At 62.1% G+C, this 15730-nt stretch carries 15 protein-coding genes; 8 read left to right on the top strand and 7 right to left on the bottom strand.

What is annotated here, in order from left to right:
- The coding region (locus HMPREF2935_RS01530; RefSeq protein WP_083313154.1) for a glycosyltransferase 87 family protein at positions 1-1032 on the top strand (1032 nt) is incomplete at its 5' end.
- A 17-nt stretch (positions 1033-1049) separates the two neighbouring features.
- Here the strand turns inward: HMPREF2935_RS01530 and HMPREF2935_RS01525 are convergent.
- The 3 genes from HMPREF2935_RS01525 to HMPREF2935_RS01515 all read right to left on the bottom strand — a co-directional run bounded on the left by HMPREF2935_RS01525 (position 1050) and on the right by HMPREF2935_RS01515 (position 3351).
- Positions 1050-2186: a glutamate--cysteine ligase gene (locus HMPREF2935_RS01525; protein WP_070731696.1), complete on the bottom strand. Its 1137-nt coding sequence runs from the start codon at positions 2184-2186 to the stop codon at positions 1050-1052.
- 107 nt (positions 2187-2293) lie between these two features.
- On the bottom strand, positions 2294-3070 hold the full coding sequence (locus HMPREF2935_RS01520) for a LytR C-terminal domain-containing protein (protein ID WP_070731695.1): 777 nt from the start codon (positions 3068-3070) through the stop codon (positions 2294-2296).
- 17 nt (positions 3071-3087) lie between these two features.
- Entirely contained in the window at positions 3088-3351 is a 264-nt protein-coding gene (locus tag HMPREF2935_RS01515) for a DUF3263 domain-containing protein (RefSeq protein WP_062039327.1), read from the bottom strand.
- 16 nt (positions 3352-3367) lie between these two features.
- On the opposite strand from HMPREF2935_RS01515, the gene HMPREF2935_RS01510 reads away from it, so the two are divergent.
- Genes HMPREF2935_RS01510 through cls form a run of 4 tightly spaced genes read left to right on the top strand, consistent with a single transcriptional unit; the run spans position 3368 to position 7135 of the window.
- Positions 3368-3994, top strand: coding sequence for a peptide deformylase (locus HMPREF2935_RS01510; RefSeq protein WP_061924803.1), 627 nt, complete (start codon positions 3368-3370; stop codon positions 3992-3994).
- A gap of 32 nt (positions 3995-4026) precedes the next feature.
- Positions 4027-4836, top strand: coding sequence for a GNAT family N-acetyltransferase, cg3035/Rv0428c family (locus HMPREF2935_RS01505; protein WP_061924807.1), 810 nt, complete (start codon positions 4027-4029; stop codon positions 4834-4836).
- 3 nt (positions 4837-4839) lie between these two features.
- Positions 4840-5649: an exodeoxyribonuclease III gene (locus HMPREF2935_RS01500; RefSeq protein ID WP_070432323.1), complete on the top strand. Its 810-nt coding sequence runs from the start codon at positions 4840-4842 to the stop codon at positions 5647-5649.
- Positions 5650-5665: 16 nt separating this feature from the next.
- On the top strand, positions 5666-7135 hold the full coding sequence (gene cls / locus HMPREF2935_RS01495; protein WP_061924813.1) for a cardiolipin synthase: 1470 nt from the start codon (positions 5666-5668) through the stop codon (positions 7133-7135).
- 282 nt (positions 7136-7417) lie between these two features.
- Here cls and HMPREF2935_RS01490 read toward each other — a convergent pair whose 3' ends face one another.
- Genes HMPREF2935_RS01490 through HMPREF2935_RS01480 form a run of 3 tightly spaced genes read right to left on the bottom strand, consistent with a single transcriptional unit; the run spans position 7418 to position 9698 of the window.
- A complete protein-coding gene (locus tag HMPREF2935_RS01490) occupies positions 7418-8158 on the bottom strand; it encodes an ABC transporter permease (protein WP_246817756.1) in 741 nt (246 codons plus the stop codon).
- A 40-nt stretch (positions 8159-8198) separates the two neighbouring features.
- Positions 8199-9158 (bottom strand): ABC transporter ATP-binding protein, encoded by a 960-nt coding sequence (locus HMPREF2935_RS01485; protein ID WP_061924817.1) that lies wholly within the window; start codon positions 9156-9158, stop codon positions 8199-8201.
- Between the two features lie 30 nt (positions 9159-9188).
- Complete coding sequence (locus tag HMPREF2935_RS01480) at positions 9189-9698, bottom strand: NUDIX domain-containing protein (RefSeq protein ID WP_062044452.1); 510 nt, start codon at positions 9696-9698, stop codon at positions 9189-9191.
- Between the two features lie 97 nt (positions 9699-9795).
- Between HMPREF2935_RS01480 and HMPREF2935_RS01475 the strand changes: the two genes are divergently transcribed.
- From HMPREF2935_RS01475 to HMPREF2935_RS01465, 3 genes are all read left to right on the top strand, one after another.
- Positions 9796-11256, top strand: a complete 1461-nt coding sequence (locus HMPREF2935_RS01475) for a hypothetical protein (RefSeq protein ID WP_201040761.1) — start codon at positions 9796-9798, stop codon at positions 11254-11256.
- Complete coding sequence (locus tag HMPREF2935_RS01470; protein ID WP_070432326.1) at positions 11256-12263, top strand: glutamate ABC transporter substrate-binding protein; 1008 nt, start codon at positions 11256-11258, stop codon at positions 12261-12263. Before HMPREF2935_RS01475 ends, HMPREF2935_RS01470 begins: the two co-directional genes overlap by 1 nt.
- Before the next feature lie 114 nt (positions 12264-12377).
- On the top strand, positions 12378-14750 hold the full coding sequence (locus HMPREF2935_RS01465) for a serine/threonine protein kinase (RefSeq protein ID WP_371326202.1): 2373 nt from the start codon (positions 12378-12380) through the stop codon (positions 14748-14750).
- 318 nt (positions 14751-15068) lie between these two features.
- Here HMPREF2935_RS01465 and HMPREF2935_RS01460 read toward each other — a convergent pair whose 3' ends face one another.
- Positions 15069-15683, bottom strand: coding sequence for a hypothetical protein (locus tag HMPREF2935_RS01460; RefSeq protein WP_168166280.1), 615 nt, complete (start codon positions 15681-15683; stop codon positions 15069-15071).
- Between the last annotated feature and the right edge of the window lie 47 nt (positions 15684-15730).

Raw genomic sequence — 15730 nt, 5'->3', positions numbered from 1 at the left:
TTTTCCGACCATGGCCTGATGGTGACTTGGCAGTGGATCACGGGCATCGCTCTTTTCGCCGTTATCATGCTGGTCATCCGCGAGCGTGGCTACAAGATGGGCCCAGCCTCTTGGTTCGTAGGCCTCGCGCTGCTTATAAGCAGCTTGGCTACTGATCCGGTAAACGGCACCTTCTTCTATGGCCAGATCAACATCCTTTTGATGTTCCTGGTCTCCCTCGACCTGCTACCGCGTAAGTTGCGCCTGCCTGGCATCGGCATCGGCCTTGCCGCTGGCATGAAGCTAACGCCTGCTTTCATGGGCCTGGTTTTGTTATTCCAGAAGCGCTGGTGGTCCGCCTTCGCTTGCGTGTTTACCTTCTTCTTTACCGTCTACGTGGGCGTGCAGACCATCCCCGATGCCCGGGATTTCTGGACGGATAAGATGTTCAATTCTGATCGCGTGGGCAACCTGGACCACCCCGGCGCGAAGTCATTGCGCTCGATCATCGCGCGTCTCAACGGCGAAGAGAACACCGCGCTGTGGGTCCTGGCCGTGGTCATCGTGGTGATGGTGACCATGCTGGCGCTGCGCACCGCCTGGATCAATAGGAATTCCTCCGCCGCGCTGGCGCTGGCGGGCTTGGCCACCTGCTTGGTCTCGCCTTTTTCCTGGTACCACCACTTCGTCTGGGTAGTACCGCTCGGCGTATGGGTGATGCTGGCGGTCAATGAGGCCGTCGGCAAGCGTCTGCCCTCCTTCTGGGGTGCGCAGCTGGCGGGCCTGGCATCCTTCGTGGCGTTGCTGCTCGTGGAGCTGCCCTTCGTCTCCCCACCGGTGTGGCGCTTGATGTCCTCCCATGGCCTAGAGGCCATGGAGAACCTGCATCCGTGGGCATGGCTGCTGTGGCCTTTTGCATGCTTCCTCTACATCGCGGTTTATGGCATTTGGGGGTGCTTCCCGCACGGCAAGCCATCCGGCAAGCATGCCGCACGCCAGAGTAACGTGACAGACTACCCCACCGACGTGCGCATTCCGGTAGTGCGCAAGTAGGCCGAGCCTTGAGGGGCCTAGAGCGGACGGAGGCTATCCATCTCCTTACTCGTGGCCTCCACGACCTTCTGCCAGCTGCCGGTCTCCTCGTAGAGGCGGCGCTGGCGTTCATAGCCGGCCCCGCGCTCGATGATTTCGTGGATGAGCTGCAGCTCGGCCTCGCAGCCCAGCTCGCGAGCCAGAGGAGTTAGCTCCTCGACCAAGTCAACCAACTCGTCTTTGACCCAGCGTTCATCCGTGGCGCGAGAGGTAATCACCAAGGCGTCCATGCCATAGCGGGCGGCGCGCCACTTATTCTCAGCCACGTGCCACGGCTGCAGCGTGGGCAGCTCCTGATCTGTATCAAGCATGCGGTCATAGTGGACCACCAAGCAATGCGTGAGCGCGACGATGGCCGAAAGCTCGCGGAGATTAGAAGAGGCATCCGAGATACGCACCTCGATGGTGCCCCACTTTGCCGCCGGGCGAATATCAAAGTGCATCGAGCCGGTGTGGTTGATAACGCCGGAGATGGCTTGATCCCGCATATAGTCCTGCCACTCGCGCCAATCCGCAAACTGATAAGGCATGCCGGCGGTGGGCAGCTGCTGATAGAGCATGGTGCGGTTGGAAGCATAACCAGTATCCATGCCCTCCCAGCCTGGCGAGCAGGCAGAGATTGCAAGTAGGTGCGGATACTTGGTCATCAGCGCATTGATGATGGGCCACACGCGGTCTTCGTGGCGGATACCCACGTGCACGTGGGTTCCCCACAGCAGCATCTGCTTGCCCCAGTACTGGGTGCGGTTGATGATTTCGGAGTAGCTTGCCTTCTCCGAGACAGGGTTCTCGCGGTAGTCCGTGAAAGGGTGCCCGCCGGAGGCCCACAGGGCCACGCCCATTCCTTGAGCAGCGGCACGCACATGCTCTAGCTTGTGCAACAAATCCGCGATTGCTTCCGGCACCGTGTGGCAAATTCCGGTGACCAGTTCCACGGTGTTTTGGAGGAATTCCTTCTCCAGCTGGATTTCGGGCGTGGCCGCCTGCACGCGTTCAATCAGCTCGGCGCCGCGCGGGACCAGATCCCAAGAGTGCGGATCGACGAGGGCTACTTCCCATTCAACGCCCAAGGTGGGCCCGGCCGAACGGGTGAAGGATTCTTCCGGGATGTTCACCCTTGTGAGTCTATCCGCAGCAAGGCCCAGCTAGAGCATTTTCTTATACATTAAATGCACGGTGGAATTTGTCTTCGATTCCACCGTGCATCTATCTTGCGAATCTTTTAGGCCTGCGGGATGGCCAGAACCGCAACGACTGCGTTGCCCTTGGTGAATTCAGCCTTGAGCTCGGCCGGGTACTCGGCGATGGCGCCCTCCGGGATGGACTGCGCGCCGTAGAACTGCGCTGCGGTCTCGCGTGCGAGGCTCTCTGCGTCCTTATCGCCTGCTGGGAAGTAGACGGTGGTCTGCGGAACGGTGAGGATATCACCGGCTAGGTTGCCCACCTCGCCGATCTTGAAGCCCTTCTCCTTCAGCTTGTCTGCCTGCTCCGCAGCGTAGTTCGCGCGGCCGGAGTTGTTGAATACGTTGACCGGGATGTCCTTGGCGGCGCGCTCGACTCCTGCGGCGCCCTCCGCCCCCGCAGCGCCGGCAGCGGCACCGTCCTTGTTGGCTGCTTCACGGCCGGCTGCATCCTGGCCTTCCTTGGCAGGCTGTCCGGCTGCGTCTTGGCCAGCCTTGGCATCCTGCGTGCCCGGCGCGGCACTGCCGGCAGCACCCGGCTGCGCAGATGGGCCGCCCTGTGCGCCGGGCTCGCCCTCGGCGGGAGCTGGCAGCGTGGCGACGCCGGTGCTGCCGGTCTGGGCAGTATCGGTGGAGTCTTTGGAGGTCAGCGTGTACAGGCCCCACATGCCGAGCATGACAGCAACGGCAATGAGCACCATTGCGAAGCCGCGCAGCGGCAGGCCGCTAGACGAGCTGCGGTGCGCACCCGCCTTTGAGCCCTGTGAGCCCTGTGTGGAGGTGGATTCTGCTGCTTTATCTGAATTCACATTAGTCACAGCAGCAACCCTAGTCTCTAATTAGGGAAATCTGGTGCATCCTCCCGCGCGGCGCGCCGCACCTCCTGACGGCCGTCCCGCACGCGCCGCAAGCGCGCAACCAGCACCGGATAGGCCTCGGCGGCAGCGGGGGCGTCGAGAAGCACGTTCAAGCGCTGGTGATAACGCACCGGCGAGATATCCAGCTCCGCGCGAATGGCCTCTTCCTTAGGCCCGATACCGCGCGGGGCATGCGATTCGAACTCCAAAATGGCCGCGTCTAGGTCTGACAAGGATTGCATGCCTAAACTGTAGGGCATGACTATTCGCCCCATCGTTATCCACGGCGACCCGGTTCTGCACAATCCCACCGAGCCGGTCACTGAGCCCATCGACTCCCCAGAGCTGCAGCAGCTCATCGCCGACATGTACGAGACCATGGACGTCGCCCATGGCGTCGGCCTTGCCGCCAACCAGGTAGGAGTGAACAAGCGCCTGTTTGTCTACCACTGCCCTGACACCGACGGCCCAAACGGTAGCGCCAAGCAGCTTGGTGCTGGAGAAAGCGGCATGCGCAAGGGCTGCGTCATCAACCCGGTGCTGGAGACCTCCGAGATTCCCGAGGGCATGCCTGCCGACGACGGCTCCGAGGACGAAGGCTGCCTCTCCGTGCCCGGTGAGGGCTTCCCCACCGGCCGCGCCGACTGGGCCCGCGTTACAGGCAAGGACGAGCACGGCAACGACATTTCCATCGAAGGATATGGATTCTTCGCGCGCATGCTCCAGCACGAGACCGGCCACCTGGACGGCTACGTCTACACCGACGTGCTCACCGGCCGCTTCAAGCGCCAGGCCAAGAAGACCATCAAGCGCAACGGTTGGACCGAGGCCGGCTGGACCTGGATGCCAGGCGAGGACGAGGATCCCTTCGGCCACGGCGCGTAAATAGACTGCACCCCTAATCGCCCTTAATCGACATGAGCTATATCTTCCGTTCTGATGCCGTCAGCGTCGGCGACCGCGTGGTTGCCCGGCGCGAATTCGGCGGCACCCACTCCGATGTCATCGGCCATGTGCTGAGCACCTCACCGCTTGTCATCCGGCCGCAGGCGGTGGGCGGCTACCCTTCCGACTTGGAGGCGGTGGAAATCCCCGCCGAGCAGCTGAAGATCATCAAGAAGCTCTCGCCGCGCACGGTGCGCAACTCCGAAATCCGCGCCGTCGAGGTGGCAGCCGCGGCAGCGCGCGGCGGGACGAAAGTCTGGACCAATGATGGCCAATGGCTCATGCGCTTCGGCGAAGGCACCGATTCCGCCATTCCTCTGGGCCCCTCCGCAGGTTTCATGCCCGCGCCCATGGAAGAAATCGACGCCTTCTACGCCGAGCACAACCTGCCCACCCGCCTGGCCATCCCGGAGCGCATCGGCAAGGCGGCATTGCGCGTACTCGATAACGAGCCCGCGGCATGGCAGCTCGAGCCCGAGGTCCTCGTGTTTACCCGCTCCCTAGACACTGCGAGCGCCGAGCCGCACCTTGACTCCGCGCTTTTCGACGCCACGCTCAGCCAATCCGGCGACGAGCGCGTGTGGCTGGGAATCTCGCTGCTTGGAAACGCCACCCCCTCACAGCTGGAGGCGCTTTTGGCCTGGGGCAAAGCAAACGGTGCGGAGAATGCATTCGTGGAGGTGGAGGCGTCGGAAAGCGCAGCGTTGGCCCTGCTTAGTGAAGTCGGGTTTTTAGAACACCATCGCCGTGGGTATGCCGTGCGCAAAGGCGGTACCCTGTAGTCCATGCGCATAGCCACATGGAACATCAACTCGGTCCGCACCCGCGTGCAGCGGGCGGTAGACCTGCTGGCCAAACACGACATCGACGTATTGTGCCTGCAGGAGACCAAGGTTGCCGACGATAAGTTCCCTGTCATGGAATTCGAAGCCGCCGGCTACCACGTCACCCATCACGGGCTGAACCAGTGGAACGGCGTGGCCATCGTCTCCAAGGCGGAGCCGGAGGAAGTCTTCTACTCCTTCCCCGGCCAGCCAGGCTTTGCCAAGGACCCAGAAAAGCCGCAGGATTTGGAAGCCCGTGCGGTGGGCGCGCGGATTCGCGGCGTAGAGATCTGGTCGCTCTATGTGCCCAATGGCCGCGAAATCACCGACCGCCACTACGACTACAAGCTGCGCTTCCTCTACGCGCTGGCGCACTACAGCGAGAGCCGCGCGCAGTCGAAGCTGCTGCTCACCGGCGATTTCAACATTGCCCCGCGCGATGAGGACGTCTGGGATATCGAGGCCTTCCGCGGCAAGACCCACGTTACGGAGCCAGAGCGTGCGGCCTTCCAGATGCTGGAGGAGGCAGGCCTTGAGGAGGTTACACGGCGTTTTACGGAAGAGCAGCGCTGGACCTACTTTGACTACAAGTCGATGCGCTTTCAGAAGAACGAGGGCATGCGCATCGATTTCCAGCTGGCTTCGAAGTCCTTGGCCGCGACGGTGGAATCTGCGCAGGTAGACATGGTAGAACGCGCCGGCGACAAGACCTCTGACCACTGCCCGCTGCTGGCAGATTTCGATCTGCCTGACTTCGATTCGGTGCGTTAGGAGCACCTACCGGGGCATGGACTTCTCACTAAACATCGATCTTTCTTTCTGGCAGCTGTTTTTCCTCATCTTGGACTACGGCATCAAAATCTTGGCCATCGGATTTGTGCCCGAAGGCCGCCGACCCTCGAGCTCCACGGCCTGGCTGCTGGCTATTTTGCTGCTGCCCATCGTGGGCCTGCCGCTGTTTTTGCTGATGGGCTCGCCATATATCAATCGCCGCCGCCACCGCATCCAGCAGGAGGCCCATGACCTGATGGAAGACGTCACGGCGAGTACGCCGAATCATCCGCTGGGCAGGCTTTCTCCGGAGGTGGAATCCGTCATTGCGCTCAATCGCAATCTGACGGGTTTCCCGGCGCTCGTGGGCCACAATCGTGGCATTTACGCCGACTACGACGAGGCAATACGCGCGATTTCCAGCGCCGTCGACCGCGCCGAGAAGTACGTCTACATCGAGATTTATATCCAATCCTGGGACGAGGCCACCGATGTCTTCTACCAGGCTCTCAAACGCGCCCGCTCGCGGGGCGTGGAAGTCAAGCTGCTTTTAGACCAGATTGGCAGCCTGAAGTACCACGGCTATTGGAAATTCGGCCGGCGCCTTAGCGCGATCGGCGTCGACTGGCACTTGATGCTGCCGCTGCAGCTGCACAAGCTTCGTTTCCGCCGTCCTGACCTGCGCAACCACCGCAAATTGGTCATCATCGACGGCCAAACGGGCTTTCTGGGCTCGATGAACATGATTAAGCGCAGCTACCGCACCAAGGACCGCTACTGGGTGGACTACATGGTAGAGCTCACCGGCCCGGTGGTCACCTCCATGTCGGCGGTCTTTGCGGTGGACTGGTACCTGGAATCAGAAGAAGCACTTTCTTTGGAGCCGCTGCCTTACGACGACGCGGATACCGAGGACTCCAACTTCCTCCAGCTCATCCCGTCCGGCCCGGGTTACACCACGGAGCCGAACCTGCGCATGTTCAACTCACTGGTGCACCACGCCAAAGACCGCCTGGTAATGGTTTCGCCTTATTTCGTGCCCGATGAATCTTTGATGGAGGCGGTCACCACTGCCTGCTATCGCGGCGTGGACGTGGAGCTTTATGTCTCGGCCAAGGCGGACCAGTTCATGGTCAACCACGCGCAGTCCTCCTACTACCAGGCACTTTTGGAGGCAGGGGTGCGGATCTTCCAATTCCCAGAGCCTTTCGTGCTGCATTCGAAGTTCATCATGACGGACCCAGACGAGCCGGGCCGCCACCCGCTGTGCATGTTCGGCTCCTCGAATATGGACATGCGTTCTTTCGGTTTGAACTACGAATCCACGATGCTGGTGGCCAAGGGCAACTTATTGGCGGAGTTTAACCAGCTTGCTAGCAACTACCGCGCGGTGTGCCATGAGCTGACCTTGGAGGAATGGAACGAGCGCGGCTTCGTGCGCCGTTACATGGACAACGTGATGCGCCTGACCTCGGCGCTGCAATAGCGCCACCGGCACCGTCAGCGCCGCCTGGGCCGCCCTCCCCCGCACACTGCCTGCGCTCCCGTCGCGTTTGGCCCCTTCCCCACTAAATACCCAGACCTGGAAATGCAGCTCTCCGGTGGATTAAGGGGCGTCGGCAAGCGCAGCGATCCACGAACAGGAGGTCTGGGTTTTCAGCTCTGGGTAGATAGCCAAATGGTGAGGAAGCACGCTGCAAATGGCGACGAGTGACAAAAGGCGCTGTTGAAGACAACAGCGCCAAGGTAGCCAGGAGTGGCCAAGAGATCATGCGTCTCGCTTTTCAAGCACGAAGACGCCGAGGATCCACAGCGCTACCGCCCAAACGATGAAGACGATGGCGCTTCCCGCCGAGGAGTCCCATGGGACGTTTTCCGGCACAGTGTCCGAAGCCCAGTTGCCGAAGGCGGAAAATGGCATGTAGGGGATGAGGTCGTCGCCGACCTTCGGCAGCAGGCGCACGACGTTCTCAATGCCCAGGTAGAGAATCAGGGACAGTGCCACGGTGCCAGCGGTCTGGCGCAGCAGCCAGCCCAAGCCCTGCACAAAGATCACGACCATAAAGCCCAGCAGAGGTAAGAGCCACAGTGCGCGCTTGCCGCCGTCTTCTTCGAAAGGCTTGTAGATGTCCGCGATTTCCTTAGATGCGGAAAGGTCCGAGACAAAGTAAATCAGCACCAGCGCCAGAAACAGGATGACCGCCGCAATAACCGCGTACATCAGGAGCTTGACCAGCGCGACGATGGAGCGATTCGGGTTCGCCATGAAGACCGTGGACTGCAGTCCGAAGCGGTATTCGGTGGTCACGATCATGATGGCCTGGATCATGATGATCGGGATGCCCAGCATCAGCAGGATGGAGTTCATGCCCTCGGCAGTAAGCGGGCTAATCGGCATCGCTGGGTCCATCTCAGCGTTGAGACCGTTGAACAGCGCCCACAGGAAGGACAGGAGAAAATCAGGCCGGTGGTCCAGTAGAAGGACTTGGTGGTGCGCAGCTTGGTCCACTCGGCGCGGAGGGTATTGATAATCACTTTTAGCATTCCTCCTATGCGGCAGGCTGGTTAGGCTGGTTCGGCTGCCCAGCACCTGGGGTGCTGGCGTGGTACTGCACGTCCTCGCCGGTCATGCGCATGAAGGCATCCTCCAGGGAAGCGCGCTTCAGGCTAAGCTCGTTGAGCGGAACGCCTGTGGAATATGCCAGCTGGCCGATGAAATCGGTGCTGACGTCATTGATGATGAGGGTCTTGCGACCTTCCTCGTCGCTGCCGTCTGTATAAGCCACGTTGGCCTCACGCAGCGCGCCGCCGAACTCTTCGAGGTGATCGGAGCGCACGATGACTGAGGAATCCGAGTGCTGCTTTACAAAGTCATAGGTGGACTGGCTAGCCACTAGGCGGCCACGGCCGATGACCACGAGGTGGTCTGCGGTCATGGACATCTCCGACAACAGGTGGGAGGAAATCAAGACGGTACGGCCCTCTGCCGCGAGCGCGCGGACCAAGGAGCGAACCCAGCGAATACCTTCTGGGTCGAGGCCGTTGACCGGCTCGTCCAGGATGAGGATTCCCGGGTCACCCAGCAGGGCGCCGGCCAGGCCGAGGCGCTGGCCCATGCCGAGGGAGAAGCCGCCGGCCTTCTTACCGGCGACGTCGGAAAGCCCAACCAGCCCCAGCACCTCGTCCACGCGGGAAGTAGGAATGCCGTTGGACTGCGCCATCCACTTCAGGTGGTTGGCCGCGGTGCGGTTCGGGTGCACGGCCTTGGCGTCGAGCAGCGCGCCGACCTCCCGCAGCGGGCTCTTCAACTCGCGGTAGGCCTTGCCGTTAATACGGGCCTGACCCGCCGTGGGGGTATCCAGGCCCAGAATCATGCGCATGGTCGTCGACTTGCCCGCACCGTTCGGACCTAGAAAGCCGGTCACGATGCCTGGCTCCACCTTAAAGGTGAGGTCGTCTACTGCGCGGACAGACTTATATTGTTTCGTCAGTCCCTCAACTTCAATCATGCTGTCAAGGGTGCCATAGTTTCAGCCTCCTCACCGAGGTTGGCCCGCAATAAAGGCCCGCAAGGAGGGGATGGCCTCACGAAATGCCCCCAACAGAGGTAAATTTTCCACCTCGTCGAGGTGCACCCAGCGCAGCTCGTTGGACTCCTCGTTGGCAATAACGTCCAACGGCTCATCGCCACGGGTGCGTGCGATGACGGTGGTATAGGTCCAGTTGCCGGGCAGCTCGCCCACTGCGGGATAGGGCCCGGCGGTGACGCGCTCGCCGAGCACCAGGACGTCGGCAGGCGCGATGGCGCATTCCTCCTGCGTTTCTCGCAGTGCAGCCGCAACGGCGCTTTCATGGAAATCCCGCGCGCCGCCGGGAATGCCCCAGGTGCCGCCGTGGTTGGTCCACTCCGCACGGTGCTGGAGCAGCACGCGCTCGCCGGCAAGGAGGAAAAGCCCGGCCGCGCCAAACTTGCCCCATAGCTTTATCCCGCCCGGGCCGGCTGCCCAGCCATCGCCACTTATGTGCTCTCCTTGCTTCATGGCGCCCATCCTACGGTTCGCTCGCTGCATGCGACAGTGTGCAGCGACAGCACACAGCGGTGGCGTGCATCACCAAAGCCGCGCGGAACTGCGCTATTCTATGGGAATGACTGGCACAGGGTTGGAGGATGCTGCCGCACGTCCCAGCGAGCATCCGGCCGCGCACGAAGCGCATCCAGGCGATCACTGGCTCGACGAAGTCACCGAGCCCGCTACCCCGGCCTTCAACAACGCCACGCAGCTGGCCATGAACTCCTTCGCTGGCCCGGCGCGGTTGGCCCGCCGTCTCTACCACTTCGCGGCCACTACCCCAGGCAAGCTTTTTACCGTCACTGTGATTCTGACGGTGGCGCTCGCCGCCGCCGGCTTGTCGATGTCGAATACTTCCGCCAGCCGCCACGAGGCCTTGGACGAGCTGCTCAATTCCACCGAGCCGATGTCTAACGCGGCGCACCACCTCTACACCAACCTTTCGCTGGCGGATACCGTCGCCACCACGGGCTTCGTCCAGGCGGGCGTGGACTCCGAGATCAACCGCAAGCGCTATAACAAGGCCATCGACGCTGCCTCCGTGGCGGCCACCGAGTCCGTTTTGGGCACCAACACTAACGACGCCCGCATTCGCGAGCTGGTCACCTTTATCCAGCGCGAGCTGCCCGTCTATACCGCCCTGGTGGAAAAGGCGCGCACCAACCACCGCGCGGGCAATGCGGTGGCGAACTCGTATATGTCCAACGCCTCTTCGCTGATGAGTGACAAGATCCTGCCCGCGGCCGCCGAGCTTTTCTCGCTCACCACGGCCAAGGTCAAGGAGCAACAGCAGCGCCTGACCAGCCCCCAGTGGGTCCCGCTTTCCGGCTTAGTGGCGGCGCTTTTCTTCCTCTTTGTCGCACAGTGGTGGCTGTGGCGCCTGACGCGCCGCCGCTTCAACCGTGGCTTCTTGGCCGCCAGCGTACTGCTCTTCCTGGCTCTTTCCTGGGCCGCGATGGCGAACTTCGCCACCTGGAGCTCCGGTTATCACGGCTTCGAGACGGTCTCCCGTCCGTGGGACTCGCTCACCGCCTCCCGGATTGAGGCTCAACAGACCCGCACCTCGGAGACCCTGGCGCTGGTCCTGCGCTCCTCCGAGTCCGACATGACGGTGCGCTTTGGCTCGACGGTCTATTCCATCAACCAGGCCCTCGAGGACTACGAAGCCGCGCTTGCCGACGACGACATTCCCGTCACCGATCCCGCTCTCCTGCCAGCCGCACAAAGCGCCACCAAAGAATGGGAGGCCTCACACGAGGTCTTCATGAACGCGCTTGCCGACGGCCACTATGACGACGCTATCCACGAAGCCACGGCGATTACCCCGGACGGCGCTCCGACCACCGCGAGCTCCTTCAACGACGTGGATTCCGCGCTGGCGGAGCTCATCGGCGAGGCGCGCGTGGCCATGCGTTCCTATCTGGAAGAAGGCCTCAACGCGATGACCATGGTGGCCACGGCCGTATTCTTGCTGACCATGGGCGCTATCATCGCCGTCTGGTTGGGTATTCGTCCGCGACTCCAGGAGTACCTCTAATGGCTCATTCCACTCGCCTTCTAGCCGTCTTATCTGCGGCCGCCCTGTGTGCCGCCTCCTGCGGTGTCCCCGACTTAGGCAGCAAGGAGGAAAGGATTCCGCGCGCTTCCTTAGACGCAGAGGCGGGCCCTCCCCTTCCCGATAACTCCATCTTCGAGCCCGCCGGCAGCGCCGAACCCCGGCCGGTATTGGACGCGCCGCTGAAGGGCACCTATAAACCGGACGGCAAGAGCGCGAAGGAAAGAATTCCTGCCATTTATAAGCGCGGACGCATCATCGTCGGCGTGGACCGCTCCAATAACCTGATGAGCTACCGCGACACCGCAACGGGCGAGGTGCGTGGCTTTGAGGTGGATATCGCGCGCGAGATTGCCCGCGATATCTTCGGCGACCCGGACAAGGTTGACTTCCGCTTCGTCGAGTCCTCAGAGCGCACGAGAGCGCTCAACGACGAAAGCGTGGATATTGTCATTCGCACGATGTCCATTAGCGCCGAGCGTCAGCGTGAGGTTGCGTTCTCCGCGCCGTATATGACCACCAAGACCCGCCTTTTGGTGCTGACCAGCTCCGGCATCCGCTCGATCGATGACACCGCCGGCAAGACGCTGTGCGCGGTCCAGGGCTCCACCATCGTGGACACCATCCGCCGTGAGGCCTCCACCGCGAATATCCTGCAGACCCGCGCCTGGGGAGACTGCCTCATGGCGCTGCAGCTCAACCAGGTCGACGGCGTGGTGGCTGACGACGCCCTCCTCTCGGGCATGGTGGCCCAAGACTCCTATACCTCGATCGTCGGCGAGCCGCTGACCACGGAGGACTACGGCGTGGCCGTGCGCAAGCCCGATTCCACCCATGATTCGCGGCCGCTGCTGCGCCAGGTCAATTCCACCCTGGAGCGCATCCACAGCGACGGCACCTGGGACAAGCTTTTTGATCGCTGGCTCGGTGACTACCTGGCCAAGCCGGCTTTGGGCAGCCCTGACTACCTAGACGATGAGGAGGCATAAGCGTTGAGCCCTACTCAAGGCCATAGCTTCAGCGAGGACGAGCTCGACCACTTGGAGCCGGAGAAGCTGGAAGAGCCCAGCGAGCACGCGGACGATCAAGCGACGGCGGCGGCGATGCACACGGCGTCCAGTGCGGCGTCGGCTAGCGCGGCGCATGATGCCACCCAAGCAGTGCCCTTCGACCCGTTTGCAGATGAGGAGGGTACCTCGGCCGTGGCCTTCGACCCCTTCGCGGACGAGGACGGCGCGGATGCGGACAGCGACTTCAACGACCCGGATAATATCGGCGCCCTGATTGCGGAGCTGGGGCAGCTGCGTGACCGCCGCAAGCAGGAGGATGCCTCGCAGCGCTCGCGGCGCGCGGCCATCGATACCTTCCGCCAGCGGCGTGCGGCCAAGCGCACCGACCGCGAGGTGGCCGACGGCATGGCGCGCTTGCCTTTCATCGTGCCGCGCAACCCTACGGCGGCGCTCATCGACCCCGCAAAGGAGAAGGTTGCCCCGCCGCAGCTTTCTCCCGGCGATATCGTGGCAGGTCAGTACGAAATTCTGGGCGTTATTGCCCACGGCGGTCTGGGCTGGATTTACCTGGCTAATGACCACTTCGTCTCCGGGCGCATCGTGGTGCTCAAGGGCATGCAGGCGGAGAAGTCCTCAGACGAGACCGCCACCGCAGAGGTCGAGCGCGAGTTCCTGGCGGATATTACGCACCCGGGAATCGTGAAGATTTTCAACTTCATCGATGACCCCCGCGTGGACGGCGGCTTCATCGTAATGGAGTACGTGGGCGGCCCCTCGCTCAAACAGCGGCGCAACGACCAGGCAGACCGCCTGTTCCCGGTCGATACCGCGATTGCCTACATCTTGGAGCTGCTGCCGGCGCTGGACTATCTCCATGCGCGCGGGGTTGTCTACAACGACTTAAAGCCTTCGAACATCATCATCACCGAGGACCAGGTCAAGCTGATTGACCTTGGCGCGGTCTCCGGCATCGGCGCCTTCGGGCACATCTACGGCACGAAGGGCTTCCAAGCCCCGGAGATTGCCAAGGATGGCCCCTCGGTAGCCTCCGATATCTACACCATCGGCCGCACGCTGGCCTGCCTGACCTTCCATCTGCCGCAGGAAGACGGCGTCTACTTACCCGGGCTGCCTTCCCCTGCCGAGGAGCCGCTGCTGCGCCGCTACCTCTCCTTCTACCGGCTGCTGCTGCGCGCCACGGACCCAGATCCGGCCAAGCGCTTTCAGAGCGTATCGCAGCTGCGGGACCAGCTCTTTGGTGTGCTCCGCGAGGTCATCGCCCTGCGCGATGGCGTTCAGCATCCCTCGCAGCACTCGCTGTTTTCCCCACAGCGTACGACCTTCGGCACCAAGCACCTGGTCTTTCGCACGGATCAGCTGATTGACGGCATCGACCGCACCGTGCGCATCACCGCCTCCGAGGTGGTCTCGGCACTGCCGGCGCCCCTGGTGGACCGCTCGGACGTGGGCGCCGCGCTCCTGCAGGGTGCTTCCTACACGGAGCCGCAGGAAGCCCTCGAAACGCTGCGCCAGGCCATGCAGGCCCCGGAGTACGAGGAATCCGCAGAAATCCCGCTCGGCGTGGTGCGTTCCATGATCGACCTGGGTTATACCGGCCAGGCCCGCGAATGGCTCGCCTCGATTGAGGACAAGCTCGGAAACGATTGGCGCTTCCAGTGGTACTCCGGCGTCGCCGTGCTGCTTCTCGACGACTATCGCGCCGCCCAAGTGCACTTCGCGAACGTCCTCAACCTACTGCCGGGCGAGCCGGCGCCGAAGCTGGCTATCGCGGCGATTAACGAGCTCATCTTGCAGCAGCTGGGCTACAACGAAGTCTCGCTCATCGATCCTGCCATCGCGCGGGCTTGTGCGAACCTCACTACCAGCCTGGACGAGCTGCCGAACGAACTGTTTACCGACGATCGAGGAATCTGGGATCACGTCACCGATGACCCGGCTCACCTGCGTTTTAACTCGATGCGTCTGTACGGAATCGTGTGGGCCACCTACCCGACCACGGTCTCATCCGCTTTCGGCCTGGCCCGCCAGCTGCGCTCGGAGCAGCAGGTGGAGCTGGCCGTGACGACGCTAGATCGCGTGCCCAACGCCTCGCGCCACTACCGCATGGCCCGGCTGACCACCATTTTGCAACTGGTACTGCACGATCTTTCCGAGTCTCGTATCCGCCGTGCTGCCCGCCGTCTGGAGGAGATACCGCAAAATGAGCCGCGATTCTTGCAGGTCAAGGCGGCAGTCATCTCCGCGGGCCTGAACTTCCTCCGCGACTGTGACCTCGATGCGGCGGCCTCTCCGAATGACCTCTTCGAGTTCGCCTTCACGCAGCGTGGCTTACGCTACGGCTTGGCCGATACTCTGCGCGCCCTGGCTCGGCAGGCGCCCTTCGCGCGGCACCGCTACGCGCTGGTGGACCTGGCGAACCAGGTGCGGCCGGTGACCAACTTTTAGCCTGGTCCGCCTCCGCGGCTCCCCTCGATGGCTCTGCCTTCCGCCATGTCTGCCCTTCCAAATGGTGAGGTCAACCGTCCCGAACGTCCCCTCAATAGCCATCACTAGCCCCAACCATGAACACTGACTCCACTAGCCACATCGCGACCTCACCATTTGACTATTCGCGTCGTGCCTCAGCCCAAATGGTGAGGACCACATGGTGAGGTGAGTGATCACCAGCCCCAGCAGACAGCGCCAGTCACAGTAGTTACAGCTCGACCTCACCATCTAGGCCAACCACCTGCAAATGGTGAGGACCCTGGTGAGAGGAAGCGCCTACGCCTGGCGCACCACTTGCTGCAGTCCCCGCTCACGGCCAGACACCCAAGTTGCCCGCAAATCTGCGAGGAACTTCTGCGGCTGATGAAACAGCTCAGTCGAAGTCACACGGAATACCGTGTAGCCGGCATTCCGCAATCGCACCTCGCGGCGACGCTCTTCCACGATTACCCGCCGGGTATCCGAGCCATAGGTTTCGCCGTCATACTTCACGGCTCCATCAATTTCCAATACCAGCCAACCATCAATCAGAACATCAACTCGAACACTGGGAATCACCCAGACTTGCTGTTGGATGGAATGACCCATCTTTGCGTGTGCCAATAACGCGATACATAATGCCTCGTAGGGCGACTCGCATTGACCAGAGAGAAGCGATATAGCTCGACGTGCTTCAGCGATATCTTTGACCCGCCCCATAGTTTCGAGGCAATCCATAGCCATAGCCTTAGCAGCCTCGACATCGAGTTCAGGATGCATCCGGAACCATGATTCGAGTGCCACGAAGCCGCGAATCCAGCCTTCGAAGCGCGCGACATCCAACGCGGCGCGCAAAGCAGACGTCACGCGAACGCCCTGCGCCTTCTCGACCATAGAATCTGGCAGACGCATCTTCTTGTAACTTCGGCCGTGGCCCCAGTCTCTCCGCGGCGGCATAA

Source organism: Corynebacterium sp. HMSC076D02, from assembly GCF_001813815.1.
GTDB classification, from domain to species: domain Bacteria; phylum Actinomycetota; class Actinomycetes; order Mycobacteriales; family Mycobacteriaceae; genus Corynebacterium; species Corynebacterium simulans.
Note: the sequence above shows the minus strand (reverse complement) of the source record. Positions and strands in the feature narration are given on the sequence as shown.

Excerpts from the sequence above, each read along its gene's own strand:
- HMPREF2935_RS01465 (WP_371326202.1), top strand. The coding sequence starts at position 12,378 with ATGCACACGGCGTCCAGTGCGGCGTCGGCTAGCGCGGCGCATGATGCC.
- HMPREF2935_RS01475 (WP_201040761.1), top strand. The coding sequence starts at position 9,796 with ATGACTGGCACAGGGTTGGAGGATGCTGCCGCACGTCCCAGCGAGCAT.
- HMPREF2935_RS01470 (WP_070432326.1), top strand. The coding sequence starts at position 11,256 with ATGGCTCATTCCACTCGCCTTCTAGCCGTCTTATCTGCGGCCGCCCTG.
- HMPREF2935_RS01505 (WP_061924807.1), top strand. The coding sequence starts at position 4,027 with ATGAGCTATATCTTCCGTTCTGATGCCGTCAGCGTCGGCGACCGCGTG.
- cls (WP_061924813.1), top strand. The coding sequence starts at position 5,666 with ATGGACTTCTCACTAAACATCGATCTTTCTTTCTGGCAGCTGTTTTTC.
- HMPREF2935_RS01500 (WP_070432323.1), top strand. The coding sequence starts at position 4,840 with ATGCGCATAGCCACATGGAACATCAACTCGGTCCGCACCCGCGTGCAG.
- HMPREF2935_RS01480 (WP_062044452.1), bottom strand. The coding sequence starts at position 9,698 with ATGGGCGCCATGAAGCAAGGAGAGCACATAAGTGGCGATGGCTGGGCA.
- HMPREF2935_RS01485 (WP_061924817.1), bottom strand. The coding sequence starts at position 9,158 with ATGATTGAAGTTGAGGGACTGACGAAACAATATAAGTCTGTCCGCGCA.
- HMPREF2935_RS01510 (WP_061924803.1), top strand. The coding sequence starts at position 3,368 with ATGACTATTCGCCCCATCGTTATCCACGGCGACCCGGTTCTGCACAAT.
- HMPREF2935_RS01460 (WP_168166280.1), bottom strand. The coding sequence starts at position 15,683 with ATGCGTCTGCCAGATTCTATGGTCGAGAAGGCGCAGGGCGTTCGCGTG.
- HMPREF2935_RS01515 (WP_062039327.1), bottom strand. The coding sequence starts at position 3,351 with ATGCAATCCTTGTCAGACCTAGACGCGGCCATTTTGGAGTTCGAATCG.